29 protein-coding genes are annotated in these 26,777 nt (G+C 75.1%); 23 read left to right on the plus strand and 6 right to left on the minus strand.

Annotation, left to right across the window (positions count from 1 at the left end; genetic code table 11):
• Positions 1-75: 75 nt before the first annotated feature.
• Entirely contained in the window at positions 76-306 is a 231-nt protein-coding gene (locus tag ABD774_RS05950; RefSeq protein WP_345038734.1) for an RNA-binding S4 domain-containing protein, read from the minus strand.
• 98 nt (positions 307-404) lie between these two features.
• Here ABD774_RS05950 and hisD point away from each other — a divergent pair, with 98 nt between their 5' ends.
• From hisD to ABD774_RS05965, 3 genes are read left to right on the plus strand one after another with little or no spacing between them, the layout of a single operon-like run.
• A complete protein-coding gene (hisD, locus tag ABD774_RS05955; RefSeq protein WP_345038736.1) occupies positions 405-1,760 on the plus strand; it encodes a histidinol dehydrogenase in 1,356 nt (451 codons plus the stop codon).
• Positions 1,760-2,212: a nitroreductase family deazaflavin-dependent oxidoreductase gene (locus tag ABD774_RS05960; protein ID WP_345038738.1), complete on the plus strand. Its 453-nt coding sequence runs from the start codon at positions 1,760-1,762 to the stop codon at positions 2,210-2,212. Before hisD ends, ABD774_RS05960 begins: the two co-directional genes overlap by 1 nt.
• Positions 2,209-3,357 carry an MFS transporter gene (locus tag ABD774_RS05965; protein ID WP_345038740.1) on the plus strand — a complete coding sequence of 383 codons (1,149 nt, stop codon included), beginning with the start codon at positions 2,209-2,211 and terminating at the stop codon, positions 3,355-3,357. Before ABD774_RS05960 ends, ABD774_RS05965 begins: the two co-directional genes overlap by 4 nt.
• Before the next feature lie 2 nt (positions 3,358-3,359).
• On the opposite strand, the gene ABD774_RS05970 is transcribed toward ABD774_RS05965, so the two are convergent.
• Positions 3,360-5,675 (minus strand): RecQ family ATP-dependent DNA helicase, encoded by a 2,316-nt coding sequence (locus ABD774_RS05970; protein WP_345038742.1) that lies wholly within the window; start codon positions 5,673-5,675, stop codon positions 3,360-3,362.
• 129 nt (positions 5,676-5,804) lie between these two features.
• On the opposite strand from ABD774_RS05970, the gene ABD774_RS05975 reads away from it, so the two are divergent.
• The 13 genes from ABD774_RS05975 (at position 5,805) to ABD774_RS06035 (ending at position 17,071) form a co-directional block, all read left to right on the plus strand.
• Positions 5,805-6,632, plus strand: a complete 828-nt coding sequence (locus tag ABD774_RS05975) for a methyltransferase domain-containing protein (RefSeq protein ID WP_345038744.1) — start codon at positions 5,805-5,807, stop codon at positions 6,630-6,632.
• A gap of 88 nt (positions 6,633-6,720) precedes the next feature.
• Positions 6,721-7,872, plus strand: coding sequence for a histidinol-phosphate transaminase (locus ABD774_RS05980; protein ID WP_345038746.1), 1,152 nt, complete (start codon positions 6,721-6,723; stop codon positions 7,870-7,872).
• Positions 7,869-8,504, plus strand: coding sequence for an imidazoleglycerol-phosphate dehydratase HisB (gene hisB / locus ABD774_RS05985; protein WP_345038748.1), 636 nt, complete (start codon positions 7,869-7,871; stop codon positions 8,502-8,504). The genes ABD774_RS05980 and hisB overlap by 4 nt, the downstream gene beginning before the upstream one ends.
• Positions 8,501-9,325, plus strand: a complete 825-nt coding sequence (locus ABD774_RS05990; RefSeq protein ID WP_345038750.1) for a hypothetical protein — start codon at positions 8,501-8,503, stop codon at positions 9,323-9,325. The genes hisB and ABD774_RS05990 overlap by 4 nt, the downstream gene beginning before the upstream one ends.
• The gene (gene hisH / locus ABD774_RS05995) at positions 9,322-9,966 is read left to right on the plus strand and encodes an imidazole glycerol phosphate synthase subunit HisH (protein ID WP_345038751.1); all 645 of its coding nucleotides are present in this window, start codon (positions 9,322-9,324) and stop codon (positions 9,964-9,966) included. The genes ABD774_RS05990 and hisH overlap by 4 nt, the downstream gene beginning before the upstream one ends.
• Positions 9,967-9,979: 13 nt before the next feature.
• Positions 9,980-10,714 carry a bifunctional 1-(5-phosphoribosyl)-5-((5-phosphoribosylamino)methylideneamino)imidazole-4-carboxamide isomerase/phosphoribosylanthranilate isomerase PriA gene (gene priA / locus ABD774_RS06000; RefSeq protein ID WP_345038752.1) on the plus strand — a complete coding sequence of 245 codons (735 nt, stop codon included), beginning with the start codon at positions 9,980-9,982 and terminating at the stop codon, positions 10,712-10,714.
• Positions 10,711-11,559: an SseB family protein gene (locus tag ABD774_RS06005; protein ID WP_345038754.1), complete on the plus strand. Its 849-nt coding sequence runs from the start codon at positions 10,711-10,713 to the stop codon at positions 11,557-11,559. The genes priA and ABD774_RS06005 overlap by 4 nt, the downstream gene beginning before the upstream one ends.
• Positions 11,560-11,640: 81 nt before the next feature.
• A complete protein-coding gene (locus tag ABD774_RS06010) occupies positions 11,641-13,737 on the plus strand; it encodes an NAD(+) synthase (RefSeq protein ID WP_345038756.1) in 2,097 nt (698 codons plus the stop codon).
• A gap of 291 nt (positions 13,738-14,028) precedes the next feature.
• Positions 14,029-14,751, plus strand: a complete 723-nt coding sequence (gene infC, locus ABD774_RS06015; RefSeq protein WP_425554481.1) for a translation initiation factor IF-3 — start codon at positions 14,029-14,031, stop codon at positions 14,749-14,751.
• A gap of 95 nt (positions 14,752-14,846) precedes the next feature.
• Positions 14,847-15,041 carry a 50S ribosomal protein L35 gene (gene rpmI / locus ABD774_RS06020; protein WP_248259292.1) on the plus strand — a complete coding sequence of 65 codons (195 nt, stop codon included), beginning with the start codon at positions 14,847-14,849 and terminating at the stop codon, positions 15,039-15,041.
• Positions 15,042-15,069: 28 nt separating this feature from the next.
• Positions 15,070-15,450 (plus strand): 50S ribosomal protein L20, encoded by a 381-nt coding sequence (rplT, locus tag ABD774_RS06025; protein WP_248259291.1) that lies wholly within the window; start codon positions 15,070-15,072, stop codon positions 15,448-15,450.
• 35 nt (positions 15,451-15,485) lie between these two features.
• A complete protein-coding gene (locus ABD774_RS06030; protein WP_345038761.1) occupies positions 15,486-16,394 on the plus strand; it encodes a TrmH family RNA methyltransferase in 909 nt (302 codons plus the stop codon).
• On the plus strand, positions 16,391-17,071 hold the full coding sequence (locus ABD774_RS06035) for a nucleoside/nucleotide kinase family protein (protein WP_345038763.1): 681 nt from the start codon (positions 16,391-16,393) through the stop codon (positions 17,069-17,071). Before ABD774_RS06030 ends, ABD774_RS06035 begins: the two co-directional genes overlap by 4 nt.
• A 20-nt stretch (positions 17,072-17,091) precedes the next feature.
• Here ABD774_RS06035 and ABD774_RS06040 read toward each other — a convergent pair whose 3' ends face one another.
• The 3 genes from ABD774_RS06040 to ABD774_RS06050 form a co-directional block, all read right to left on the minus strand.
• On the minus strand, positions 17,092-18,306 hold the full coding sequence (locus ABD774_RS06040) for an MFS transporter (RefSeq protein ID WP_345038766.1): 1,215 nt from the start codon (positions 18,304-18,306) through the stop codon (positions 17,092-17,094).
• A gap of 10 nt (positions 18,307-18,316) precedes the next feature.
• The gene (locus ABD774_RS06045) at positions 18,317-19,225 is read right to left on the minus strand and encodes a PfkB family carbohydrate kinase (RefSeq protein ID WP_345038768.1); all 909 of its coding nucleotides are present in this window, start codon (positions 19,223-19,225) and stop codon (positions 18,317-18,319) included.
• Positions 19,226-19,294: 69 nt separating this feature from the next.
• The gene (locus ABD774_RS06050; protein WP_345038770.1) at positions 19,295-19,741 is read right to left on the minus strand and encodes a CBS domain-containing protein; all 447 of its coding nucleotides are present in this window, start codon (positions 19,739-19,741) and stop codon (positions 19,295-19,297) included.
• Between the two features lie 108 nt (positions 19,742-19,849).
• On the opposite strand from ABD774_RS06050, the gene ABD774_RS06055 reads away from it, so the two are divergent.
• The 7 genes from ABD774_RS06055 (at position 19,850) to thpR (ending at position 25,992) form a co-directional block, all read left to right on the plus strand.
• Complete coding sequence (locus ABD774_RS06055) at positions 19,850-20,848, plus strand: siderophore-interacting protein (protein ID WP_345038773.1); 999 nt, start codon at positions 19,850-19,852, stop codon at positions 20,846-20,848.
• 11 nt (positions 20,849-20,859) lie between these two features.
• Complete coding sequence (locus ABD774_RS06060) at positions 20,860-21,909, plus strand: FecCD family ABC transporter permease (protein ID WP_345038775.1); 1,050 nt, start codon at positions 20,860-20,862, stop codon at positions 21,907-21,909.
• A complete protein-coding gene (locus ABD774_RS06065; RefSeq protein ID WP_345038777.1) occupies positions 21,906-22,976 on the plus strand; it encodes a FecCD family ABC transporter permease in 1,071 nt (356 codons plus the stop codon). Before ABD774_RS06060 ends, ABD774_RS06065 begins: the two co-directional genes overlap by 4 nt.
• Positions 22,973-23,908, plus strand: coding sequence for an ABC transporter ATP-binding protein (locus tag ABD774_RS06070; RefSeq protein WP_345038780.1), 936 nt, complete (start codon positions 22,973-22,975; stop codon positions 23,906-23,908). The genes ABD774_RS06065 and ABD774_RS06070 overlap by 4 nt, the downstream gene beginning before the upstream one ends.
• A 72-nt stretch (positions 23,909-23,980) precedes the next feature.
• The gene (locus ABD774_RS06075) at positions 23,981-25,003 is read left to right on the plus strand and encodes an iron-siderophore ABC transporter substrate-binding protein (protein ID WP_345038782.1); all 1,023 of its coding nucleotides are present in this window, start codon (positions 23,981-23,983) and stop codon (positions 25,001-25,003) included.
• A gap of 52 nt (positions 25,004-25,055) precedes the next feature.
• Positions 25,056-25,343: a hypothetical protein gene (locus ABD774_RS06080; protein ID WP_345038784.1), complete on the plus strand. Its 288-nt coding sequence runs from the start codon at positions 25,056-25,058 to the stop codon at positions 25,341-25,343.
• A gap of 4 nt (positions 25,344-25,347) precedes the next feature.
• The gene (gene thpR / locus ABD774_RS06085) at positions 25,348-25,992 is read left to right on the plus strand and encodes an RNA 2',3'-cyclic phosphodiesterase (RefSeq protein WP_345038786.1); all 645 of its coding nucleotides are present in this window, start codon (positions 25,348-25,350) and stop codon (positions 25,990-25,992) included.
• A 38-nt stretch (positions 25,993-26,030) separates the two neighbouring features.
• Here the strand turns inward: thpR and ABD774_RS06090 are convergent, their stop codons facing one another.
• The gene (locus tag ABD774_RS06090) at positions 26,031-26,573 is read right to left on the minus strand and encodes a DoxX family protein (RefSeq protein ID WP_345038788.1); all 543 of its coding nucleotides are present in this window, start codon (positions 26,571-26,573) and stop codon (positions 26,031-26,033) included.
• Positions 26,574-26,777: the final 204 nt, after the last annotated feature.

A 26,777-nucleotide genomic window follows, 5' to 3' on the forward strand; every position in this document is an offset into this window, starting at 1 on the left:
TGCATCGGCCTGATGGAACGGAGCGGGCGGGACACGAAATCTCGGCGAGGAGACGACGTCGCGTCGGGGTGAGGTTCAGCCCACGCGGGCGGCAGCCCTCCCGGTCGGCAGGTCCACCTCGACGAGCATCCCGGCCGCGAGCTGACGGCCGCGGCGGGTCTCGACCTCGCCGTCCACGCTCACCTCGCCGTCGGCGATGAGCTCCCGGGCCTGGGCGCCGGACTCCGCCAGGTTCGCGAGCTTGAGGAACTGGCCCAGCCGGATGGTTCCCTCCGTGGGGACCGTGGGGACGTCGTCGGTTCTCATGGCCCGATCCTGCCAGGTGGTGGCGGCCGGCCACCCGGCGGCGTCCCCGGACGGAAGCCCCGGCGGAGCGCCGCCGCTCCGCACCTAGACTTACCATCATGCTCAAGCGCACGGACCTGCGAGGTCAGACCCTGACCGCGGCCGAGCTGGCCGCCACCCTGCCGCGTGCGGCGCTGGACGTGGAAGGGGCCCTGGAGCAGATCCGGCCCGTCCTGAGGGACGTGCGCGCGCGTGGCGCGGCCGCCCTGCGGGACCTCGCCGAGCGGTTCGACGGCGTTCGCCCGGAGCACCTGCGCGTCCCGGCCGCCGAGATCGCGGCCGCGCTCGACGGGCTCGACCCCGCCGTGCGGGAGGCGCTCGAGATCTCGATCGCGCACAACCGGGCCGGGCACACCGCCCAGCTGCCGCGTGAGACCAGCACCGAGATCACCGGCGGCGGCGTCGTGCGCCAGCGCTGGGTGCCGGTGCGTCGCGTCGGCCTGTACGTGCCCGGCGGGCTGGCCGTCTACCCCTCCAGCGTCGTCATGAACGCCGTGGCCGCGCAGGTGGCCGGCGTGGAGCAGCTCGCCATCGCCTCGCCGCCCCAGAAGGAGTTCGGCGGCCTGCCCCACCCGGTGATCCTCGCCGCGTGCGCCCTGCTGGGCGTGGGGGAGGTCTACGCCGCGGGCGGCGCCCAGGCCGTGGCCATGCTCGCCTACGGCGCCAGCGTCGAGAACGACGTGGACCGCGCCGACCTTGCCGCCGCCGGCGGCGCCGGCGAGCTCCTCTGCGAGCCGGTCGACGTCGTCACCGGCCCGGGCAACATCTACGTCGCCGCCGCCAAGCGGGCCGTCATGGGCACCGTGGGCATCGACGCCGAGGCCGGCACCACCGAGATCGCGGTCCTGGCCGACGCGAGCGCGAACCCCGCGCACGTGGCCGTGGACCTGATGTCGCAGGCCGAGCACGACCCCGCCGCCGCGTCCGTCCTGATCACGGACTCGCCCGAGCTGGCTGACGCCGTCGACGCCGAGATCGCCCGCCGGGTGCCCGCCACCAAGCACGCCGACCGCATGCGTACCGCCCTGACCGGGCCGCAGTCCGGCACGGTTCTGGTGGCGGACCTCGAGCAGGGCATCGCCGTCGCCGACGCCTACGGCGCCGAGCACCTCGAGATCCAGACCGCCGACGCCGCGGCGGTCGCCGGGCGCATCCGCAACGCCGGAGCGATCTTCGTCGGCCCCTACTCCCCGGTGCCGCTGGGTGACTACCTCGCGGGGTCGAACCACGTGCTGCCCACGGGAGGGACCGCGCGGTTCGCGAGCGGCCTGAACGTCACCGCCTTCATCAAGTCCGTCCAGGTGATCGAGTACGGCGAGACCGCGCTGAAGGAGCTGGCCGCCCCGCTGACCGCCCTGGCCGTCTCCGAGGACCTGCCGGGCCACGCCGAGGCGGTCAACGCCCGTTTCGAGTGATGCGCCGCATCCCCCGGTGGCTTGCCCGGGCCCCGATCCCGCTCTTCCGGGCGGGCTTCGGCTGGGTCTTCGCGGGTGTGCTGGTGATGGTCGAGCACCGCGGTCGCAAGTCAGGTCTGCCCCGGTACGTCGTCCTCGAGACCGTGGTCGCCGAGCCGGGCGCCGTCGTCGTCCCGTGCGGGTACGGGTCGCGGTCGCAGTGGTTCCGGAACGTCCAGGCCGACCCGCGCGTACGGCTCTGGCGCGGGCGCACGGCCGGCGTCCGGGCGGTCGCGCACCTGCTGCCCGCCGCCGAGGCGCACGAGCTCCTCGACCGGTACCGGCACGAGCACCGCCTGCGCGCCCGCCTCGTCGCCCGGGTGGTCGGTCTCCCCGGTCTGCGTGCCCGTGACCCGCTGCCGGCCGACATCGACGAGCGTGTGGCGCTCGTACGCATCGCGACGCGGCCATGAACGGCTCCGTCCTGCGGGCGCCGGGCATGCCGCTGCTCCTGGCGATGACCGTGCTCGGCTTCTCGGGCTACGCCGCACTGCTGCCCGTCGCGCCGCTCTGGGTGGTCCGGGGCGGCGCCGACGCCGGCGGCGCCGGCCTCGTCAACGGCGTCCTCATGCTCTTCACCGTGCTGACCCAGCTCGTCGTACCCACCGCCCTGCGGCGCCTCGGCTGGGCCCCGGTGCTCGTGGCCGGCATGCTCCTGCTGGGGCTTCCCGGGCTCGCCCACGGCGTGACCGACGACCTCGGGCCCACCCTGGCGCTCTCGGCCGTCCGGGGGCTCGGGTTCGGCGTGCTGACCGTCACCGGCAGCGCCCTGATCGCCGAGCTGGTCCCGGCGGCACAGCGGGGGAGGGCGATCGGCGCCTACGGCCTCGCCATCGCGGGTCCCCAGGTCCTGCTGCTGGCGGGGGCGCCCTGGATCGCCGAGCGGCTGGACTTCTGGGTGGTCTTCGCCCTGGCGGGGCTGCCCGTGGTGGGCGTCGTGCCGGCTGTCCGCCTGGCGAGGATGCTTCGCCACATCCCCGAGCAGCCGAAGCGGGCACCCTACGTGCGCCTGCTCCGGCCGATGATCCTGCTGCTCGGCGTGACCCTGGCCGGCGGGGCGCTGATCACCTTCATGGCCCAGATGAGCAGCAGCGCACCCCTCACCGTGCTGGCCCTGCTCCTCATGAGCGTCACCGCCGCGCTCACCCGCTGGCGGGTCGGCTCGCTCGCCGACCGGTACGGCGCCCAGCGGTTCATCTGGCCGCTCGTGCTCAGCACGGCGGCGGGCATGGCGGTCATCGCCTGGGCGGTCCGGGACCCGCAGGCGACCAGCGTGCCGGCGCTGCTCGCCGGCACCGCCCTGGTCGGCGTCAGCTACGGCGCGCTGCAGAACCTGACGCTGGTGGTCACCTTCGCGTCGGTGAGCCGGCCGCATTACGGCTCGGCCAGCGCGGTGTGGAACATCGGCTTCGACGCCGGCACGGGGCTCGGCTCGGTCGTGGTCGGCGTGGTCGCCGCGGGGACGTCCTTCCCCGTCGCCATGCTCGCGGCAGGAGCGCTCTCCCTGCTGACCCTGCCTCTGGCCCTGCGGCGCGGACGACTCTCGCCGCAGCGCTGAGCTCAGCGCTGCGCGAGCACGAACGGGTGGACGGCGGACGCGCCGGCCTGCCGGAGAAGACGAGCGGCGACGGCGAGCGTCCAGCCCGAGTCGGTGAAGTCGTCCACCAGCACCACCGTCCGCCCCGGCAGGCCGGCCCGCGCGGCCTCGGACAGCTCCAGGTGCAGGCGGCGCTGGATGCCCGCGAGCCGCTGGGCGGAGTTGACGTCGTGCCGGCCGGCCGGGCGGTCCGGGGCGGGCGCGACCGCGCCGACCAGCGGGGCGCCGAGCACGTGCGCCACCCCCTGGGCCAGGTGCCGCACCAGCTGCGGGCGCGTGGCGGAGTCGACGATCACGACGCCGTCCACCCCCGCGGAGCCGTCGCCACGGCGCAGTGCTCCGGCCCAGTCCTCGAGCACCTGCTGGACCGGACGCCGCAGGGCCGTCGGCAGGAGGCCGTCGTGGCCGTGGGCCGCCTCCTGACCGCCACCCGCGCCGCCGCCCGCGCCGGAGTCACCGGCCTCGCCGTCGTCCCGAGGGCCCCTGGGCGGCTCGAGCAGCTCGCGCAGCGGCGCGGACCAACCGAGCCCGTCGAGGCGGGCGAGCGCCCGCCCCGGCTCGGCCCGCTCGTCCTCCGGGATCTTGCCGCGCAGGTCCAGGCCCAGCGCGTCCATCCCGGTCGGCCACTGCCGCCGCGGGGAGATCTCCAGTCCGGGCCGGTCGAGGGCCGCGCGCACCTGCTGGACCGCTGACGCGTCGACGCCGGCCTCAAGAGCCAGGCCCCCGCACAGGTCACAGCGCCCGCACCGCCAGCCCTCCGCCAGGTCGGGATCGTCGAGCTGGTGGCGCAGGAACGCCATGCGGCAGGCCCCCGCCGCCAGGCGCTGGTAGTCCACCATCGCCTGCTGCTCCTGCAGCCGGGTGGCCTCGACCCGGGCGTAGCGTTCGGCGTCGTAGGTCCACGCCGCCCCGGTGGCCTCCCAGCCGCCGCGCATGCGGCGGACCGCGCCGTCGACGTCGAGCACCTTGAGCATCGTCTCGAGCCGGTTGCGGCGCAGGTCCACCTGCGTCTCGAGGCGGGCGGTCGACATCGTCCCGCCCTCGGCCAGCGCGGCGAGCGTCTCCCGCACCGCCGACTCGGGCGGGAAGCCCAGCGAGCCGAAGTAGTTCCAGATGTCCCGGTCCTCCTGCCCGGGCAGGAGGACGACGTCGGCGCGCGTCACGCCGCGGCCGGCGCGGCCGACCTGCTGGTAGTAGGCGATGGGGGAGGACGGGGCGCCCAGGTGGACCACGAAGCCGAGGTCGGGCTTGTCGAACCCCATGCCGAGCGCCGAGGTGGCCACCAGGGCCTTGACCCGGTTCTCCTTCAGGTCCGCCTCCAGCTGCTCCCGCTCGGCGGTGTCCGTCTGACCGGTGTAGGCCCGCACGTCGTGCCCGGCGGCGCGGAGCTGCTCGGCCACCCCCTGGGCCGCCGCCACGGTGAGGGTGTAGACGATGCCGGACCCGTCCCACCGGCCGAGCTGGTCCGCGAGCCACGCGACGCGGCTGGAGTGGTCGGGCAGGGGCAGCACGCCCAGGTGCAGCGACGGCCGGTCCAGCGAGCCGCGCAGCACCAGCACGCCGTCGTCGTGCCGGCCCACCCCGAGCTGCTCCGCGACGTCCTGGCTCACCCGGGCGTTCGCCGTCGCGGTCGTGGCGAGCACCGGGATGCCGTCGGGCAGGTCGCCGAGCAGCGTGCGGATCCGCCGGTAGTCGGGGCGGAAGTCGTGGCCCCAGTCGGAGATGCAGTGCGCCTCGTCGACGACCACCAGCCCCGCGCTCGCCGCGAGCCGGGGGAGGACCTCGTCGCGGAAGCCGGGGTTGTTGAGCCGCTCGGGAGAGCACAGGAGCACGTCCACCTCGCCCGCCGCGATCGCCGCGTGGACCTCGTCCCACTCCGTGACGTTGGCGGAGTTGATGGTGACTGCGCGGATGCCGGCCCGGGAGGCGGCCGCGATCTGGTCGCGCATGAGGGCCAGGAGCGGGGACACGATGACCGTGGGCCCCGCGGGCGGGCGCCCCGCGGCGCCGGCCCGCAGCAGCGCGGTGGCCACGAAGTACACGGCCGACTTGCCCCAGCCCGTCCGCTCGACCACCAGTGCGCGCCGCCGGTCGGCCACCAGCGCCTCGACGGCGGTCCACTGGTCCTCGCGCAGGCGAGCGTCGTCACGGCCCACGAGGGCACGCAGCGCCGCCTCGGCCTGCCCGCGCAGGGCGGACGAGTCCTGGGGGCGGCCGTCGGCCGTCGTGCCGGTCGCCCGCTTCGGGCCGGCGTCCGTCGCCGCTGCGTTCTCGGTCATGGTGCTCCCTCTCCTCGGACCCTCCACGCTCTCACGAACGCCGCCACCTTCTCGCGGCCCGCCCACACCCGGTCGGCGTCGCGGCCGACGCCCGTCGGTGGCGGTCCGTGCCGGGCGCGAGGCAGCCGGATGCGCCAGCATGACGCCATGACGAGGCAGACGGACGCGCGCACCAGCTGGGACGCCACGGCCTACGACCGGTTCGCCGCGCACCGCGCCCGGCCGGTCCAGATCCTGCTCGCCCGGGTGGGAGCGAACGACCCCGCGCTGGTCGTCGACCTCGGGTGCGGCACCGGCGCCTCCACCCGCCCGCTCGCCGCCCGCTGGCCGCGGGCCCGTGTCCTCGGCGTCGACTCCTCGCCGCAGATGCTCGAGCGCGCCCGCCGCTCCGACCCGGACGGGCGCATCGATTGGGTGGGGGCCGACATCAGGGACTGGCAGGCGCCCGGCCGGCCGGACGTCGTCGTCACCAACGCGGTGCTCCAGTGGGTGCCTGGGCACCTGGAGCTCCTGCCCGGCTGGGTGGAGAACCTCGCGCCCGGGGGCTGGTTCGCCCTCCAGGTGCCCGGCAACGCCGGCGCCCCGAGCCACACGCTCCTGCGGGGCCTCGTCGAGCGGCTCCCCGAGGGGCCGGAGCTGACGCAGCTCCTGCTGGGCGACGAGGCGCAGGACCCGGCCGGCTACGCCGCGGCGCTGCACGCGGCCGGGTGCGCCGTCGACGCCTGGGAGACCACGTATCTCCACCTGCTCGACCCGGCGGGCGAGCTCGACGCCCCCGTCCTCGAGTGGATGCGCGGCACCGGGTTGCGGCCGGTGCTCGGTCGGCTCGGCCCGGCGCGCGAGGCCGACCTCCTCGACCGGTACGGCGCCGCGCTCGCGGCCGCCTACCCACGCGCGCCGATGGGGGTCCCGCTCCCGTTCCGGCGCATCTTCGCCGTCGGCCAACGGCGGGCCTGACCGCGATCGGCGTGGCGGTGCTCACCCCACGTCTCCCCGGCCGGACGCGGACGCGGCCCGCGTGCGGGCGCGGCCTAGACTTCCCTCCGTGACCACCCCCGCCGAGACCCCCACCGCGCAGGTCCGCCTGCCGCTGCGCCCGGGCCTGGAGGGCCTCGAGCCCTACGGCGCGCCGCAGCTTGACGTCCCCGTCCTGCTCAACGTCAACGAGAACCCGTACCCGCCGTCGGAGGCGGTCGTCGCGGACATCGCGGACGCCGTGGCCAAGGCTGCGCACGGGCTCAACCGCTACCCCGACCGGGACTTCCACGAGCTGCGCGCCGAGCTGGCCGAGTATCTGCGCGTCGAGTCCGGGGTCTCCCTCGCCGCACAGCAGATATGGGCCGCCAACGGCTCCAACGAGGTCATGCTCCACCTGCTCCAGGCCTTCGGCGGGCCGGGCCGCAAGGTGCTCTCCTTCGCACCCACGTACTCGATGTACCCCGAGTACGCCCGCGACACCCTCACCGAGTGGGTCGCCGGCCGCCGCGAGGAGGACTTCACCCTCGACCTGGACCACGCGCGCCAGCAGATCACGGAGCACCGGCCCGCGGTCATCCTCCTGGCCAGCCCCAACAACCCCACCGGCACCGCGCTGCCGCTGGAGGCCGTCGAGGCGATCTGCGAGGCGGCCGCGACGGCCGGCCCTCGCACGGCCGACGGCACCCCCACGGCCGCCGTCGTCGTGGTCGACGAGGCCTACGGCGAGTTCCGCCGGGAGGGCGTCTCCAGCGCCCTGACCCTGCTGGCCCGCCACCCCCACCTGGCCGTCTCCCGCACGATGTCCAAGGCCTTCGGCATGGCGGGGCTGCGGCTCGGCTACCTCGCGGCGACGCCGGCCCTGGTGGATCACCTGCGCGTGGTGCGCCTGCCCTACCACCTCTCCGCCGTGACCCAGGCCGCGGCGCTCGCCGCCCTGAGCCACCGGGACGAGCTGATGAGCCAGGTCGCCTCGCTGCGTGCCGAGCGTGACGCGCTGGTGGAGTGGCTGCGCGGCCACGGGCTGCGCGTGGCGGACTCGGACGCCAACTTCGTCCTGTTCGGACTTTTCCCCGACCGCCATGAGGTGTGGAATGGTCTGCTGGAACGCGGCGTCCTGATCCGAGAGGTCGGGCCCGAGGGCTGGTTGCGCGTGTCCGTCGGGACGCCGCAGGAGACGGCCGCCTTCCGGGCGGCGCTGGAGGAGGTGCTGGGCTGGTGACCGTGCAGACGCAGGCAGTGCAGACGCAGACCGGGCGGCGGACGGCGCGCGTGGCGCGCACGACGTCGGAGTCCGACGTCGTCGTCGAGATCGACCTCGACGGGAGCGGGCGGACGGACATCTCCACGACCGTGCCGTTCTACGACCACATGCTCACCGCGCTGGGCAAGCACTCGCTCATCGACCTCACCGTCCAGGCGACCGGCGACACCCACATCGACGCGCACCACACGGTCGAGGACGTCGCGATCAGCCTCGGCCAGGCCCTGCGCCAGGCGCTCGGGGACAAGAAGGGCATCGCCCGGTTCGGCGACGCCCTGGTGCCGCTCGACGAGGCCCTCGCGCAGGCGGTCGTGGACGTCTCCGGCCGCCCCTACCTCGTGCACTCCGGCGAGCCCGCCGGGCAGGAGTACCACCTGATCGGCGGCCACTTCACCGGCTCGCTGACGCGTCACGTCCTGGAGTCCATCGCGCACCACGCCGGCATCTGCCTCCACGTGCGCGTGCTGTCCGGCCGCGACCCGCACCACATCGTCGAGGCCCAGTTCAAGGCCCTCGCGCGCGCCCTGCGCGCCGCTGTCGCCCTCGACCCGCGCGTCGAGGGCGTGCCCTCCACGAAGGGAGCTCTGTGACCAGTCCCGGCGACCCACGCGGCGATGACGCCCCGCTGACCGAGGCCGACGTCGAGCGGATGCTGCGCGCCCTCGACGACGTCCCCGAGGCCGAGGGCCACGACCGGTCGGCAGGCGGCCCGGACCGCGCGTCCGCCACCGACGCCGGAGCCGGCGACGCCGCGGCCGGCCACGCCGGGGCCGACGCCGGGGCCGACGCCGGGGCCGACGGCGGCGCTGCTCCCTCACCGGGCGACGCCGCCGACGACGGCGTGCCGGCCGGCGACCCCGACGTGGCGGTCCCGACCGCCGCCCCGACGGTCCCCGGCAAGCTCGCCCTCGTGCTGACCCCCGTGGCGTCCGCGCCCGCCCTGGCCGGTCTGTGCGCCATGGCGGGCATCGACGTCGACGTTGTGCCCTCCTCCTCCGGCGCGGTCGCCGCGCTCGAGGTCGCCCCGAAGGCGCCCGCCGACGACTGGGACATCTCCCAGCTGCTCGGCGGGGAGGACGGCGGCTTCCCGCCCGAGGCCGAGGACCTCGCGAAGAACCTCTCGCGGCTCTCACGGGCGGGCGTCGTGCTCCTGGTGGCCGACCTCGCCACCGACGTCGGCATCGAGGCGGGCCTGTCGGGGCAGGTCAGCGCGAGGCGGTACACCTCCGGCGAGCCCGAGGGTGACGTCCCGGCGGGCCTGATCCTCGCCGGCGCGGACCAGGTGATCGAGGACCTCATCCTCGGCCGCACCCGCCCCGACGCCGTCAAGGGCCACCAGCGCTCCGGCACCCTGCCGCGGTGGAAGGCCGCCCGCATGTTCGGCCGGGGCCTGCGCCGGAGGAAGCCGTGAGCCGCCGCGTCGTCGTCCTGGACTACGGCTCGGGGAACGTCCGCTCCGCCGTGCGCGCGCTCGAGCGGGTGGGCGCCGACGTCGAGCTCACCGCGGACCCCGCGGCCGTCGCCGAGGCGGACGGCCTCGTCGTGCCCGGGGTGGGCGCCTTCGCCGCCGTCATGGAGCAGCTGCGCGCCGTGCGCGGCGACCAGCTGATCGAGCGCCGTCTCGCGGGCGGACGCCCCGTGCTGGGCATCTGCGTCGGCCTGCAGGTGATGTTCACCGCGGGCGACGAGCACGGCGTGCGCACGCCCGGCCTGGACCAGTGGCCGGGCGAGGTGGTCAGGCTCGACGCCCCCGTCGTGCCCCACATGGGCTGGTCCCCGGTCCGCGCCCCGGAGGGGTCGGTCCTCTTCGACGGCGTCGCGGACGAGCGGTTCTACTTCGTCCACTCCTACGCCGTGCAGACCGACCCGGCCGCGGCCCTGGGCGGCGACTCCCCGCTGGAGCCGCCCCTGGTGACGTGGGCCGAGCACGGCGTGCCGTTCGTGGCCGCCGTCGAGAACGGCGCGCTGAGCGCCACACAGTTCCACCCCGAGAAGTCCGGCGACGCAGGTGCCCAGCTGCTGCGCAACTGGGTCAACTCCCTGGGCCGCTGAGGAAGAGAGTCACATGAGCGCACCGCGCCTGGAGCTGCTGCCCGCCGTCGACGTCGTGGAGGGGCAGGCCGTCCGCCTCTTCCAGGGCGAGGCCGGGTCCGAGACCGCCTACGGCGACCCGGCCGAGGCCGCCGCCGCCTGGGTGGAGGAGGGCGCGGAGTGGATCCACCTCGTCGACCTCGACGCCGCGTTCGGGCGGGGCTCGAACCACGACCTCCTCGCGCGGATCGTGGCCGAGCTGGACGTGAAGGTCGAGCTCTCGGGCGGCATCCGCGACGACGACTCCCTCGAGCGCGCCCTCGACTCCGGCGCGCGCCGGGTCAACCTCGGCACCGCGGCCCTGGAGAACCCCGAGTGGACCTCGCGGGCCATCGCCCGCCACGGCGACCGCATCGCCGTCGGCCTCGACGTGCGCGGCACGACGCTCGCCGCCCGCGGCTGGACCAAGGAGGGCGGTGACCTGTGGGAGGTGCTCGACCGCCTCGAGTCCGACGGGTGCGCCCGCTACGTCGTCACCGACGTCACCAAGGACGGCACCCTGCGCGGCCCCAACGTCGAGCTGCTCCGGCAGGTGTGCGCCCGCACGGACGCCCCGGTCGTCGCCTCCGGCGGCGTGGCGAACCTCCACGACATCGAGACCCTGCGCGGCCTGACCGAGGTGGGGCTCGAGGGCGCCATCGTCGGCAAGGCGCTGTACGCCGGCGCGTTCACCCTCTCCCAGGCGCTCGACGTCGCGGGACGGCCGTGAGCACGCAGCACGACGGCCAAGGCCACGGCCACGGCCCGCAGCAGGGCGGCCACGCCGGGCACGGCCACGGGCTCCCGCTGACCGACTCCGCCGGGCAGCCCTGGGCCGGCCGGGCGCTCAAGCCGAACCCCTTCTCCGGCGACGACGGTCGGGTCCAGCCCGCTATGGCGGCCGCCCTCGCCCAGGAGGACGACGGCGCACGCGTGGTCGCCGTGGTCGAGGCGATGCGGACCGGCCGCGTCATCGTGCCGGTGGTGGCCCACGAGCACCCCGGCACGGACGCCGACGGCAACGTCGCCCCGCACGCGGCGGACAAGTTCCGCACCGGGGACCGCAGCGGCGACGCCATGGCGTCCGCGGCCATGGTCTCCGTGCGCGCGCCCGACGGCCGCTCCGCCCTGCCGGTCTTCTCCTCCGTGGCGGCGATGCAGGCCTGGAACCCCGGCTCCCGGCCGGTGCCGGTCGAGGCCACCCGCGCCGCGCTGTCCGCGGTGCAGGAGAGCGACTCGCTGCTCGTCCTCGACCCCGGCAGCGACGTCACCGTCCTCGTCCCGCGCCCCGCCGTGTGGGCGCTCGCCCAGCAGCTGCCGTGGACGCCGTCCTGGGCCGACCCCGAGCTCCCGGGGGTGGCCGTGGACGCCCTGCGCGGCATCACCGAGCTCCTCGGCGTCCGGCTCGAGCGCGGCGGCACCGCCGAGCTGCGGGTCGTCGTCGCCGTCCGGGCCGGCCTGGGGCCGGAGCAGCTGCGGGACGTCGTGGCGCGCACCAGCCGCGCCCTGTCGGAGCACCCGGTGCTCCGCGAGCGCGTCGACTCTCTCGAGCTCGCGCCCACCCAGGTCGCCTGACCCCGTGCCCGGCCGGGCACGTGCGTGTCGCGCACGTGCTCGGGAGGCGGGGGAGCGCCGCGCCCTGACAGACTCGGCCGCATGACATCCGCACGCACCCGGAGCTTCGACTCCGCCTACGACCACGGCTTCGTCCGCACCGCCGCCTGCACGATCCCGATCGCGATCGCCGACCCGCGCCGCAACGCGGAGGCCGTGATCGAGCAGGCGCGGGCGTGCCACGACGACGCCGTCGCGCTTGCCGTCTTCCCCGAGCTGTGCCTGAGCGGCTACAGCATCGACGACCTCTTCCTCCAGGACGCCGTCCTGGACGGTGTGGTGGAGGCGGTGGGCGAGATCGCCCGGGCGAGCGCGGACCTGCTGCCCGTCCTGGTCGTCGGCGCACCGCTGCGTCACCGCAACCGTGTGTACAACACGGCGGTCGTCATCCACCGCGGCGAGGTGCTCGGCGTCGTGCCGAAGTCACTGGTGCCGACCTACCGGGAGTTCTACGAGCGCCGGCACTTCGCACCCGGCGACGACGTGCGCGAGCAGGTCCTCGTCCTCGGCGATGTCTCGGTCCCGTTCGGCACCGAGCTGCTCTTCGAGGCGGTCGACGTGCCGGGGTTCGTCGTGCACGTCGAGGTCTGCGAGGACATGTGGGTCCCGGTGCCGCCGAGCGCCGAGGCCGCCCTGGCCGGTGCGACCGTGCTGGTCAACATCTCCGGCAGCCCCATCACGGTGGGGCGCGCCGAGGACCGGCACCTGCTGTGCCGCTCGGCCTCCTCCCGCTGCCTGGCCGCCTACGTCTACGCGGCGGCCGGCCAGGGCGAGTCGAGCAACGACCTGTCCTGGGACGGGCAGACGATGATCTACGAGAACGGCGTGCTCCTCGCGGAGACCGAGCGCTTCCCCGACGGGCCGCGACGGGCCGTGGCCGACGTCGACGTCGACCTGCTGCGGCAGGAGCGCATGCGCATGGGCACCTTCGACGACAACCGCCGCACCCACGCCGCCCGGACCGACGCCTTCCGGGCGGTGCCCTTCGCCCTGGACGCCCCGCGCACCGACGTCGGCCTGCGGCGCCACGTCGACCGCTTCCCGTTCGTGCCGGACGACCCGGACCGCCTCGCCCTCGACTGCTACGAGGCCTTCAACATCCAGGTCTCCGCGCTCGAGCAGCGGATGCGGTACATCGGCGAGCCGAAGCTGGTCATCGGCGTCTCGGGCGGCCTGGACTCCACGCACGCGCTCCTGGTGGCGGCGCGCGCGATGGACCGGCTCGGCCGCCCGCGCACGGACATCCTGGGGTACACCCTCCCGGGCTTCGCCACGAGCGAGCACACGAAGTCCAACGCCCACGCGCTCGGGGAGGCCCTCGGTATCACCTTCGAGGAGATCGACATCCGGCCCGCGGCGCGCGAGATGCTCGAGAAGATGGGCCACCCCTTCGCCCAGGGGGAGCCGGTCTACGACGTCACCTTCGAGAACGTCCAGGCCGGGCTGCGCACGGACTACCTCTTCCGGCTGGCGAACGCGAACAACGGGATCGTCGTCGGCACCGGCGACCTCTCGGAGATGGCCCTCGGCTGGTGCACCTACGGCGTCGGCGACCAGATGTCGCACTACGCCGTCAACACCGGGGTGCCCAAGACGCTCATCCAGCACCTCGTCCGGTGGGTCATCGCCTCCGGCGAGGTCGACGAGCACGCCGCCGCCGTCCTCCAGTCCGTGCTGGACACGAGGATCACGCCCGAGCTCGTCCCCGCGGGCGAGGACGAGGAGGTGCAGAGCACCGAGGCCTCGATCGGGCCGTACAACCTCCACGACTTCACCCTGTTCTACGTGCTGCGTCACGGGTTCCGGCCGAGCAAGATCGCCTTCCTCGCCCACCACGCCTGGCGGGACGCGGAGGCCGGGACGTGGCCGCCCGGCTTCCCGGAGGACGCCCACTTCGCGTACGACCTCACCGAGATCCGCCGGTGGCTCGAGGTCTTCCTCAAGAGGTTCTTCGGCTTCGCCCAGTTCAAGCGGACGGCGCTGCCCAACGGCCCCAAGGTCATGGCCGGCGGGGCGCTGTCGCCGCGCGGGGAGTGGCGGGCGCCGTCGGACAGCAAGGCCGACGCGTGGCTCGAGGAGCTCGAGCAGATGCTGCCCGCGGCGCAGGAGGCCAGGCCGGCGGGCGGCAAGCACGCCTGACCGGCGGGCGGGGCCGACGGAAGGCCGGAGCCGCGTCCCGCCGTCGTCCCGTGCTGTGGCCCGCACCACGCGCGCGACACCGGGACCGTGGTCGTCGCCCGTGCTAGTCTTTTCCACTGACCGACCAGGGAGCAGTCCCTGGTGCGCAAGCGGAGATTCTCCCACCTTGGTCTCGCACCGCCGTCAGGCGGCACAGAGGCCGGGTTCAGGTCGCCGAGGGCTCGCCCTCGGCCGTGCCCGTACGGGGCCGCCTCTGGCGACCACGTGCGGCACAGACCTCGAGGCCTCCGCGTGCGACCGCACGACGGAGGCCTTCTTCGTCCTACGGCGGTCGCGAGCGACGACGTAGAGGAGCACAGCATCAGCGAGCCCCGCATCAACGACCGGATCCGCGTTCCCGAGGTCCGGCTCGTCGGCCCCGCAGGAGAGCAGGTCGGCGTTGTCCGGGTCGAGGACGCCCTGCGCCTGGCGCAGGAGGCTGACCTCGACCTGGTCGAGGTCGCGCCGGACGCGCACCCGCCCGTCGCCAAGCTCATGGACTTCGGCAAGTTCAAGTACGAGTCGGCGATCAAGGAGCGCGACGCCCGTCGCAACCAGGCGAACACCGTCCTCAAGGAGATCCGGTTCCGCCTGAAGATCGACCCGCACGACTACGAGACCAAGAAGGGTCACGTGGTGCGGTTCCTCAAGGGTGGCGACAAGGTCAAGGTCATGATCATGTTCCGCGGCCGCGAGCAGTCCCGTCCCGAGATGGGCATGCGACTGCTGCAGCGTCTGGCCGAGGACGTCTCCGACCTGGGCTCGGTCGAGTCCTCCCCGCGCCTCGACGGGCGCAACATGACGATGGTCATCGGTCCGCACAAGAAGAAGGCCGAGGCCATGGTCGAGCAGCGCAAGAAGCGCGAGGAGGAGCGGGCCGCGAAGAAGGCCGAGCGGCACGAGGGTGCCGCGACCGCCGACGCCGGCGCTCCGGCCGAGGCTCCCGGGACCGGGACGGCCACCGAGACCGCCTGACGGTCACGAAACGTGCAAGACGCCCTGGGCCCCACCGGGTCCAGGGCAGGACAGATCTGTGCCGTCGAGGCGGCGCGGACGACAGAGGGACGGACATGCCGAAGAACAAGACGCACTCCGGTGCCAAGAAGCGCTTCCGGGTCACCGGCAGCGGGAAGCTGATGCGCGAGCAGGCCAACAAGCGCCACCTGCTCGAGCACAAGTCGAGCAAGCGGACCCGCCGCCTCTCGCAGGACCAGGCCGTCGCGCCCGCCGACGTCCGGACGATCAAGAAGCTGCTCGGCAAGTAACGCCGCCCCAAACTGTTAGGAGACTGACGTGGCACGCGTCAAGCGGGCGGTCAACGCCCAGAAGAAGCGCCGTACGACCCTCGAGCGCGCCAGCGGCTACCGCGGCCAGCGCTCGCGCCTCTACCGCAAGGCGAAGGAGCAGGTCACTCACTCGATGACCTACTCCTACCGCGACCGTCGCGCCCGCAAGGGTGACTTCCGGCGGCTGTGGATCCAGCGCATCAACGCTGCGGTCCGCGCGGAGGGCATGACCTACAACCGCTTCGTCCAGGGCCTCAAGGCCGCTGGCGTCGAGGTGGACCGCCGCATGCTCGCCGAGCTGGCCGTGACCGACATCGCCGCGTTCAACGCGCTTGTCGCCACCGCCCGCGAGGCCCTGCCGGCGGACGTCAACGCCCCGGCTGCCTGAGCCGACGGCGCCGCCTGCCCCGGCAGGATGAAGCCATGACCGAGCGCCCGGACACCGAGCTGACCAACCCCCGCGCCGAGCGGGTACGACGGGTCAGCCGGCTGTCCGGGCGCTCGGCGCGTTCCCGGCACCACCAGTTCGTGGTGGAGGGACCGCAGGGGGTGCGCGAGGCCGTCCGTCACGTGCCGGCCCAGGTGCGCGACGTCTACCTGACCGCAGAGGCCGCGGGGCGCCACCCGGAGATCGTCGAGGCCGCCCTGGCCGGCGGCTGCTACGTCCACACCGCCACGCCCGAGGTCCTCCACGCGATGAGCGAGGACGCCCAGGGCGTCCTCGCCGTCCTCGACGAGCAGGGTCCGACGACGACCCCCGCCCTCGCCGACCTCCAGGCCCTCCGCGACGGTGCCGGTCCCCGGCTCGTCGCCGTGCTGGCCCGGGTGAACGACCCGGGGAACGCCGGCGCCGTCATCCGCGCCGCCGACGCCGCGGGCGCGGACGCCGTCGTCCTCGCCGCCGGCAGCGTGGAGCTGACCAACCCCAAGGTCGTTCGCTCCACCGCCGGCTCGCTGTTCCACCTGCCGGTGGTCACGGGCCACGACCTGGCGTCCGTGCTGGCGTCGCTGCGCGGCATGTCCGGCCCGGTCGTCCTCGCAGCCGACGGCGCGGGGGAGTGGGACCTCGACGACCTGCAGGACCGTGCAGGGCTGCCCGGCCTGCCGGTGGCCGAGGACGAGCTGAGCGCGACCGCCCTGGTCGCCCCGGACCTGACCGGGCCGACCGTCTGGGTCTTCGGCAACGAGGCCCACGGTCTCGCCGAGGAGGAGCGCGCCCTGTGCGACGCCGCCGTGCGAGTGCCGATCCACGGCCTGGCCGAGTCCCTCAACCTCGCCACGGCGGCCACGGTGTGCCTCTACGCGTCCGCGCGGGCGCAGCGCCGGGCATGAGCCAGGGGTCGGTGCACGCCGGGCCGGGCCACCTGGACGCCCTGCTCGAGCGCGTCCAGCGGGTGCGCGCCGCCGGCGGGCCCGAGCGGCACGGTCGCGCGCTCATCGGCATCGTCGGGGCGCCCGGCGCCGGGAAGTCCACGCTGGCGTCCCTGCTCGCGGAGGCGCTCGGGAGCGCCGGCACCGCCTCGGCGGTCGTCGGGATGGACGGGTACCACCTCGCCCAGGCGGAGCTCGAGCGGCTCGGCCGGGCGGACCGCAAGGGAGCGCCCGACACGTTCGACGCCGACGGCTACGTCGCTCTCGTCCGGCGCATCCGCGTCCAGCGGCCCGATTCGCCGGCGGTCTACGCGCCGCTGTTCGACCGCCACCTCGAGGAACCGATCGGCAGTGCCGTACCCGTGCCGGCGGACGTCCCCGTGGTCCTCACCGAGGGCAACTACCTGCTTCTCCCGACGGACCCGTGGCAGCGGCTGCGCCGCCTCCTCGACGAGACCTGGTACGTGTCGGTCGACGAGGACGCGCGGCGGGCCCGGCTGCTCGCCCGCCACCTCGCGCACGGCCGGCCGCCCGAGGTCGCTGAGGCGTTCGCAGGCGGGTCGGACCAGCGCAACGCCGAGCTGGTGGCGAGCACGCGCCGCCGCGCCGACCTCGTGGTGCACTGGCGGGACGCCTGACCGCCGGCAGCGCGGGCTGATCAGGAACCCGGCAGGCCCGTCCGGGAGAACCGCGCGACGACGGCGAGGCACACCCCCGCCAGCACCACCAGGGCCGCCAGCATCGTCACGTGGTCGAACCAGCCGGCCAGCAGCGCGAGAACCGTGGGGATCAGGAAGCCGACGTAGCCAAGCGCGTAGAAGACCCCGGTGAGGGCGCCGAGGTCGTCGGGGCCCGCGATGCGCTGCACCTCCTGGAGTCCGGAGACCAGGTTGATGCCGTACGACGCGCCCAGGACCACCGAGCCCACCATCCCCAGCCACGGGTTCGCCGTCGCCGCGGTCAGCGTGGTCACCCCGAGCCCCACGACGACGACGCCGAGCGCCACCAGCAGCGCCCGTGCGCTCGCCCGGTCGTCGAGGCGCCGCGCGAGCGGCTGCACGGCGACCCCGGCCCCGAAGGTCAGGGCGATCAGCAGGGTCGCGTACGCCAGGTCGTGGCCGCCCACCGCCGAGGACAGGACGAGCGGGACGACGGCGAAGGAGACCGCGTTGACGCCGAAGACCCACGGTGCGGCCGGGGCGACGACCCGCAGGAAGCGCACCGACCGGGCCGAGCGGGCCGCCATGCTGCGCGGTGCCGCGCGCCGGGGGCTGAGCAGGGAGGGCTCCGGGAGGCCCCGCAGGACCAGCAGTCCGGGCAGCGTGATCACCAGGTGCAGCAGGTACGGCAGCACCTCGGGGGCGGGCGCCCACTCGGCCATCGCCGCGGTGAGGACCGGGCCGAGCCCGAACCCCGCCGTGAGCGCGACCGACGACCGCCGGGCGCCGGCGCCCGGGGCGGCGTGGTCGAACGGCGGGGCGGAGAGCTCCTTGACCCAGCTGGTCGCGGCGGCCATGGCCAGCCCCACCGACACCCCGGTGACGAACCGCCCGGGGAAGAGCAGCCACAGGCCCAACGGGCCTGCGGCCATGATCGCGGATCCGAGAAGAGCCGTGAGGACGGCCCAGGTGGTGACCGGGCGTCGGCCGAGCCGGTCCGACGCCGGCCCGCCCAGCAGCAGCGCCGGGACGAGGCCCACGACGTAGACACCCAGGACGGCGTTGACGGTCACCGAGGAGAGCCCGAGCGCGTCGCGGTAGAGGAGCATCAGCGGCGTGAACTGGTTCCCGCCCCAGCCGACGAGGGTGAGCACCAGCGCCGCCGGCACCCACGGCGCGACGCCGCGCCGGGAGCTGCCGGGGGCCTGACTCATGGGGCGGACGTTATCCGCTCCCCCCGGGCGGGGCCGAACGGGTCCGCGCCCCGGCAGCCGCCCACCCGAGCGCCCCCGGGTGCCGCACCGACCGGCTGGCGACCTCGATGCCCTCCGCGAGGGCGTCCAGCCAGGGCGCGCCGGCCGCGAGGGCCGCGGCGGTCGCGCCGTGCAGCACGTCCCCGGCGCCGAGCGTGTCCACGACTTCGACGGCTGGCACGGACAGCTGCGTGCGGACGCCGTCGTGCAGCACCGCGACCGGGCCGCCGCCGTGCGAGCGTGCCACGAGCGCCGGACCGAGGCGGGCCACCGCCCCGAGGACGGCGTCGTCGTCGGGCGTCCCCGCCGCGCGGGTCGGGCCGGGCGGCACGAGGTCCGCGGAGAGGACCGCGAGGTCGACGTCCGCCAGCAGGGCCTCCAGCCCGTCCTTCCACGAGCCGCCGTCGAGGATCACCGTCGTCCCGCGGGCCCGGGCGGCCGCGGCCAGCGCGGTCTGCGCGGCGAGCAGGTGACCGTCCACGAGCAGCGCGCCGGCGCCGTCGAGGGCGTCCGGCGGGGGAGCGGCCACCCGGCGCCCGACGGCGTTGGTCGAGACCACGGCCCGCTCGCCCGTGCCGCGGGTCACCAGGACCGTGGAGAGGGGAGGGGCGCCGTCGTCGGCAAGGTCGAGGACCGTCACGCCCGCCGCGGCGAGCTCGGCGCGCGCCAGGTCCGAGAGCGTGCCGGTGCCGAGGGCGGTCACGAGCGTCGTCGGCGCCCCCAGGGCGGCGGCGGTGCGGGCGGCGTTCGCCGCCGGTCCGCCGACCTCGACGGCGAGGGAGGCGGCCACGACCTTCTCGTCAGGTCCGGGCACGCGCTCGACCACCTGCGTGACGTCGATCGTCGTCAGCCCGCAGCACACCACCCGTCGCGCTCCCACGGGCCGATCGTGCCACGTGCGCCGGCCGCCCTCCGCCGTGCGGGCCGGTGCGCGCCGGGCGGCCGCCGCTCAGTGCGGCGCGGGGCGTCCCTGCTGGACGTAGTCCACGAGCTGGTCACGCTCGTCCTGCAGCTCGTCGAGCCGCTGCTTGACGATGTCGCCGATGCTGACGATGCCGGCCAGCCGCCCGTCCACCAGGACGGGCAGGTGCCGGACGCGCCGCTCGGTCATCGTGCGCGCGAGGCTCTCGATGTCGTCAGCGGGTGTGCAGGTGGTGACCTCGGTGGTCATGATCGCCCCCACCTTCTCCTCGAGGGGCGGTGCGGTGGCGCGCCGGAGGTGGATGACCACGTCCCGCTCGCTGACGATGCCGTCCACCCGCCCCTCCCCGTCCGAGACGACCACCGCGCCGATGCGGTGCTCGGTGAGCAGGTCCAGGAGCTCGGCGACCGTCGCGTCGCGGCGGATGGTGACCACGCTGTCACCCTTGCGTCGGAGCACGTCGGAGATGCGCATACCCGAAGGTACTGCCTTTCCGCAATGTGATCCAGGTCATGGGCGTTCGAAACCGGTGAGAACCGCCGGGTATTACGGCACTTACGAGTGGCGTTATATGGTTAGGCAATGCTTACCTCAGCGACGCGCGTCACGCCGGAGGTCGTCAAGGACGACCGCCCGGCCTACCGCCCGTTCGCCGTGCGCGTCGCTCGCGTCGCCCGGCTCACGCCGCACTTCACCCGGGTGACGTTCACGGGCGAGGACCTGCGCTGGTTCGGCACCGACGGCCTCGACCAGCGGGTGAAGCTGGTCCTCCCGGTCGACGGCCGCCTCTGCGACGTCGGCGCCGAGGACCCGGAGACGCTGCGGGCCGGCACCTGGTACGCCCGCTGGCGCGACCTGCCCGAGGACGAGCGTGGGCCCTTCCGCACCTACACCGTCCGTCACGTCCGCCCCGAGCTCGGCGAGGTCGACGTCGACATGGTCGTCCACGACGACGGCGGACCGGCCTGCCGGTGGGCGACCGCCGCCGCGCCGGGCGACGAGGTGATCCTCGTCGGCCCGGACGCCCGTTCGCGCGAGTCGCACATCGGGATCGACTGGGCACCCGGCACCGCGACCGAGCTGCTCCTCGCCGGGGACGAGACCGCCGTCCCCGCCATCTGCTCCATCCTCGAGACGCTCCCCGCGGGCCGCCGGGCACGCGCGTTCGTCGAGGTCCCCACCGCCGAGGACGTCCTCGACGTGGCACTTCCCGAGCACGCCGAGATCACCTGGCTGGCCCGCGAGGCCCAGCCGCACGGGGCGCTGCTCGTGCCGGCCGTGCGCCGGTGGATCGACGGCCACGCCCGTGTGGTCGCCTCCGCGCTGGCGGTCGAGGACCAGCCGCTCGAGGACGTCGACGTCGACCATGAGCTTCTCTGGGACTCCCCGGTCGTGCGCGTGCTGCCGCACGACCGCTGCGGGCGCGGGGCGCGCTGCGGCAGCGACTTCTACGCCTGGTTCGCGGGCGAGGCGGGCACGGTCAAGTCCCTGCGCCGCCTCCTCGTCTCCGAGGTGGGCGTGTGCCGCCGCCGGGTCGCGTTCATGGGGTACTGGCGTCTCGGCCGCGCCGAGGCGCAGTAGGACCCGCGCGGATGACCACCGTCCTCGGCGGCCGCGCGCCCGCGACCGCCCCGGCGAGGCGGGACGCCGCCGCCCTGCGCGCCGGTCTGCTCGCCGCCGTCGCCCTCCTCGGCGTCGTCGTGCTCGCCTCCCTCGCGCTCGGGGCCCGTGACGTCGCGCCCGGCGACGTCCTCGACGCGCTGCTCCACCGGGTGCCCGGCAACGCGGACCACGACGTCGTGATCGACCAGCGCGTTCCGCGCACCGTCGTCGGCCTGGTGGCCGGCGCCGCCCTCGGCCTGGCGGGCACCGTCATGCAGGGCGTCACCCGCAACCCGCTCGCCGACCCCGGGCTCCTGGGGGTCAACGCGGGTGCCTCGCTCGCCGTCGTCCTGGCGATAACCCTGCTCGGGGTGACCAGCCCGGGTGCCTACGTCTGGTTCGCGCTCGCCGGCGCGGCGCTGGCTGCGGCGCTCGTCTACGGCGTCGGTGCGATCGGCCGGGAGGGCGCCACCCCGGTGAAGCTCGCGCTCGCCGGCACCGCGGTCACGGCCGGGGCGACGTCGCTCATCACGCTCGTGCTCATCGCCGACTCGGACACCCTCAACAGCTACCGCCGCTGGTCCGTCGGCTCGCTCGCCGGCCGCGGCACGGACGCGCTGGTGCCGCTGCTCCCGTTCCTCGCCGTCGGCGCCGTGCTCGCGCTCGCCGCCGGGCGGAGCCTCAACCTCCTGGCGATGGGCGACGACGTCGCACGCGGCCTGGGTCAGAACCTCCACCTCGCCCGGGGGGGCGCGGCCACGGCGATCGTGCTCCTCGCCGGCTCGGCGACGGCGCTCGCGGGCCCGGTCGTCTTCGTCGGTCTCGTCGTGCCCCACCTCGTGCGCCCGTTCACCGGGCCCGACCACCGCTGGATCCTGCCGTTCTCCCTCGTGCTCGGGCCCGCGCTGCTGGTCGCCGCGGACGTGGTCGGGCGCCTCGTCGTGCGGCCGGGTGAGCTCGAGGCGGGCATCGTGGTCGCCGTCGTCGGCGCCCCCGTCCTGATCGCCATCGTGCGGCGCGTGAAGCTGGCGGGGCTGTGAACGGCGCGCGCGCGGTCGTCGCCCCCGCCCGGCCGGGCGTCGCGTCCTCCCCGGCGCTCGCCGTCGCCCGGTACCGCCGCGCCGGCACCCGCACGCGCGCCGTGGTCGCGGTGCTGCTCGCCCTCGTGCTCGTCCTCGTGTGGCTGCACCTGAGCGTCGACAACGCCATGTCGGCGCCGGACCTGCTGCGCACCCTGACCGGCCGGGGCGAGAGCGGGGAGAAGTTCGTCCTCTTCCGGCTCCGGCTGCCGCGGCTGCTCCTCGGGGTGCTGGTCGGGGCGGCGTTCGCGCTGGCCGGCGGGCTGTTCCAGACCACCCTCCGCAACCCGCTGGCCAGCCCCGACATCCTCGGGGTCAGCGGCGGTGCGTCGCTCGCCGCCGCCGCAGCGATCCTCCTGGGCGGGCTCTCGGGCGCCGCCGTGTCCCTGGCCGCGCTCGGCGGCGCGGTGGCGGCCGCGGTCGCGATCTACGCCCTGGCCTGGCGTTCCGGGGTGAGCGGCTACCGGTTCGTGCTGGTCGGCGTCGCCGTCGCGTTCCTCGTCAACGCCGGGCTCGCGTACCTGATCTCGCGCGCCGCGGTCAACGACGTGCGCGAGGCGCTGGTGTGGATGGTGGGCAGCCTCGGCACCCCGGCGTGGGCCGACGTCGTCGCCCTGGCCGTGGCGCTCGCGGTGCTGCTGCCCGCCGTCGGGCTGCTGGCCCCTCGTGTCCGGATCCTCCAGCTCGGCGACGACACCGCCGGCGGCCTGGGGGTCCGGGTCGAGATGACGCGGCTGGCCGCCCTCGCGCTCGCCGTCGCCCTCGCCGCGGCGGCCACCGCCGCCGCCGGCCCGGTCGCGTTCGTCGCCTTCGTCTGCGCGCCCGTGGCGCGCCGCCTCCTCCCGACGGCGGGCCTCGCCCTGGTGCCCTCCGCGCTGGTCGGCGTCGCCCTCGTCCTCGCGGCCGACCTCGCCGGGCAGCACCTGCTCGGCCTGCAGGTGCCCGTCGGCATCGTCACCGGGGTCCTCGGGGCCCCGTACCTGCTGTGGCTTCTCGCCACCGCCAACCGGGAAGGACGCGGCGCATGAGCGGACGCAGACCCGAGCACGAGCTCCGCGCCGAGGCCCTGAGCCTCGCCTACGACGGCGATCTGGTCGTCCGTGACCTCGCCCTCGAGGTCCCCGCCGGCGCGGTCACCGCGATCGTGGGGGCGAACGGGTGCGGCAAGTCGACCCTGCTGCGCGGGCTCGCTCGCCTGCTGCGGCCGCGCTCCGGCCTCGTCGTCCTCGACGGCCGGGCCGTCCACGAGCGGCCCGCGAAGGAGGTCGCCCGCACGATCGGGATCCTCCCGCAGTCCGCCACCGCGCCGGAGGGCATCACGGTGGCCGACCTCGTCGGCCGCGGTCGGTACCCGCACCAGGGCTGGTTCCGCCAGTGGACGTCCACGGACGACGCCGTCGTGCGGGCCGCCCTGGAGGCGACGTCCACCCTCGAGCTCGCGCCGCGACGGGTGGAGGAGCTCTCCGGCGGGCAGCGCCAGCGCGTGTGGATCGCGATGGCTCTCGCCCAGGACCCGGACGTCCTGCTCCTCGACGAGCCCACGACGTTCCTCGACGTCGCCCACCAGATCGACGTCCTCGACCTGCTGCTGGAGCAGAACCGTGACCGCGGGACCACCGTGGTCATGGTGCTGCACGACCTGAACATGGCCGCCCGGTACGCCGACCACCTCGTGGTCATGGCCGACGGGCAGGTGGTCGCCACCGGCGCGCCGGCGGAGGTCCTCACCGCCGAGCTGGTGGGCCGGGCGTTCGGCGTCGAGGCGCGGATCCTGCCCGACCCGGTGTGCGGCTCGCCGATGGTGGTGCCGATCGGGCGCTTCCACGGCGTGCAGCCCGGCCCGGCCGCGGCGTCCCGCCCTGCCGTCGCGTCCGGCCCGGCTGCGGCGTCCCGCCCTGCCGTCGCGCCCGGGGCCACCGCGACGCCCAGCTCCACGGCGACCCCCGCCCACGCCGGCTGACCCCGTCCGCCCCGTCCCGGCGCGTACCTCCTGACACCCGACCCAACACCGAACACACCCCCTGGAGTCCCCGTGACCTCATTCCGACCCCTCGCGGCCGCCGCGACGGCCGCCGCGCTGCTCGCCCTGACGGCCTGCGGCTCGAGCGGGACCGCCGACGAGACCGCCACCACCGCCGCCGCGGGCTCAGGCGACTTCGAGCCCGTCACCATCGAGCACGCGTTCGGCTCGACGCAGATCACCGAGCGGCCCGAGAAGGTCGTGACCCTGGGCTGGGGGAGCGCGGAGGCGGCGATCGCCCTCGGCGTCGTCCCCGTCGGGATCGAGGCACAGACGTACGCCGCCGACGAGAACGGGCAGCTGCCCTGGGTCGCGGAGGCCCTGGAGGAGGCGGGCGCCGAGCCCACGATGATCCCGGCCTCGGTCGAGGAGCCCGCGTACGAGGAGATCGGTGCACTCGCGCCGGACGTCATCCTCGCCCCCTACTCCGGCATCAGCGCCGAGCAGTACGAGCTGCTGTCCCAGATCGCTCCGACGGTCGCCTTCCCGGACGAGCCGTGGACCACCCCCTGGCGAGAGGTCATCACCACCGTCGGCACCGCGCTCGGGACGCCGGACGAGGCCGAGAGCCTCGTCGCGGACCTCGACGGCGAGATCGCCGACGCCGCGGCCGCCCACCCGGAGCTCGAGGGCAAGACCGTCGCCGCGGTGTGGGACGTCGGCGGGACGTTCTGGGTGTACAAGCCCGAGGACTCCCGCGTCGACTTCCTGCTCGACCTCGGCCTCGAGAGCGCCCCGGCGGTGGAGGAGCTGGCGACGGACGAGGAGAGCTTCGTCTACTCCCTCAGCTACGAGGAGACCGACCGGCTCGAGTCGGACGTCCTGGTCACCTACGCGAGCACCGAGGAGGAGGCGCAGACGTTCCTCGGGCAGTCGTACGCGCAGGCCATCCCCGCCGTGCGGTCCGGTGCGGTCGCCAGCATCACGGGTGACGAGCTCATCGCCGCGATGTCGCCGCCCACCGCCCTGTCGGTCAGCTGGGGCCTGGACACCTACGTCGAGCAGATCGCGGAGGCCGCGGCCGCGGTCAGGTGACCTGCGGCGCCATTTCGTTGACGGCGCCACGGTCGCGAGGGATCATCCGGAGATGAGCGTCGTCCCGATCCCGCCGCGCACCCGCTGGGTCCCCGACCCGCGGGGCGGCGGCCGGGGCGTGCGCATCTCCGCGCACCCCGAGGCCGGCGTCGTCGTGCTGAGCGTCTGGCGGGCCGACGAGTGCGTCGCGACAGTCAGGCTCCGCCCGGCCGAGGCGGCCGAACTGATGTCCGCGCTCGCCGCCTCGCTCGCCGAGGTCGCCGAGTCGGGTGCCGCCCGTCCGGGGCCTGGCGCCGGCCGTCGGGAGTCTGGTCCGGCCGCCCGTCCCCGGGCCAGCTGAGCGGATGAGGCTCTTCGTCTCGCTGCCGTTGCCGCCGGAGGTTCAGGAGCACCTCGCCCTGGCCGTGCGCTCGGTGTCGGAGCTCGATCCGGTGCCGGGCCCGCGGGGCGGCAGGCCGGCACTGCGCTGGGTCCCGGAGGAGCAGCGCCACATCACGCTCGCCTTCTACGGCGAGGTTCCCGACGGCGCCGTGGAGGACCTCTCCGACGACCTCGCCGGAGCCGCCGCTGCGTTCCCGCCGCTCCGGCTGCAGCTGCGAGGCGCGGGAGTCTTCTCGAGGCAGACGCTGTGGGTCGGCGTCCACGAGGAGGCGCGCAGCGACGGCGGGCGCTGGCTCTGGGACGAGGCGACCGGGGAGGGGCAGAGCGGCAGGCTCGTCGAGCTCATGGCGGCGTGCGAGGACGTCGGTGCGCGGTACGCCTCGTTCGAGCGTCGCGACCGGCGGCGGGCGCACGTCACCCTCGCCCGGGCGCGGAACCGACGCTCGGACGACGGCGAGCTCTCCCGGCGGGCGCAGGCGCTCTCCGTCTACACCGGCCCGCCCTGGACGGCCACGCACGCGCGGCTGCAGGTCTCCTACCTCGGCGCGGGAAAGGGAGGCACGCCGCTGCACGAGGCGGTCGCGGATCTGGCGTTCGGCACTCGGTAGAGCGGTGCGGCCTGTGCCACGCCGTACGGCTGTCGGCCCTACTGCGCGGCCGGAGCCTCCTTCGCGGACTCCGCCAGAGCACGGTTGCGCTCACGGACCACGGCCACCGTCGCGACGGCCGTGGCCGCGAGTGCGGCCACCGACATCCATGGCCTGTTCAACCGGTAGCCGAGCAACCTGTCCACCGACCATTCCCCCGGGCCGGTGAGCGCGAGCGCCGCCGTCGAGACGCCGAGGAGCGCCGCGTACTCGTACCCGCCGCTCTGCGCGAAGAACCCCGAGGGGTAGTGCACCGACGCCGCCGCGGCCATCGTGCCGCTCGCGGCGGCCGCGGCGAGCGGGGTCGCCAGCCCGAGCACGATGCAGGCGCCGCCTCCGGCCTCCCCGAGCCCGGCCGCGATCGCGCTGGGCAAGCCCGGCTTGAAGCCCATCGACTCGAACGCCGCTGCCGTGCCCTTGAGCCCGTGGCCACCGAACCACCCGAAGAGCTTCTGGCAGCCGTGGGCGATCAGGACCCCTCCGACGCCGGACCGGAGGATCACGCGGCCGGCGTCCTTGAACGGGTCTGGCGTGCCGTACATGAGCGGTCCTTTCGTCGGACGCCCGGTCCGCGGGGCGCGGCCGGCCCACCGACCAGGCTCCCACCGGCGCCTCCCAGCGATCAAGGGACGCTGAAGATCGGGCGACGCGCCCCCGACCCCTCAGCCGTCGGTCAGCCCGAGTCGTCGCTCGGTCCACGTCCTCAGCGGTGCCGACGGGCGAGGCGCGGACGTTTTCCCCATGCC

The sequence above is a fragment of the Georgenia daeguensis genome (genome assembly GCF_039537705.1).
GTDB lineage: Bacteria > Actinomycetota > Actinomycetes > Actinomycetales > Actinomycetaceae > Georgenia > Georgenia daeguensis.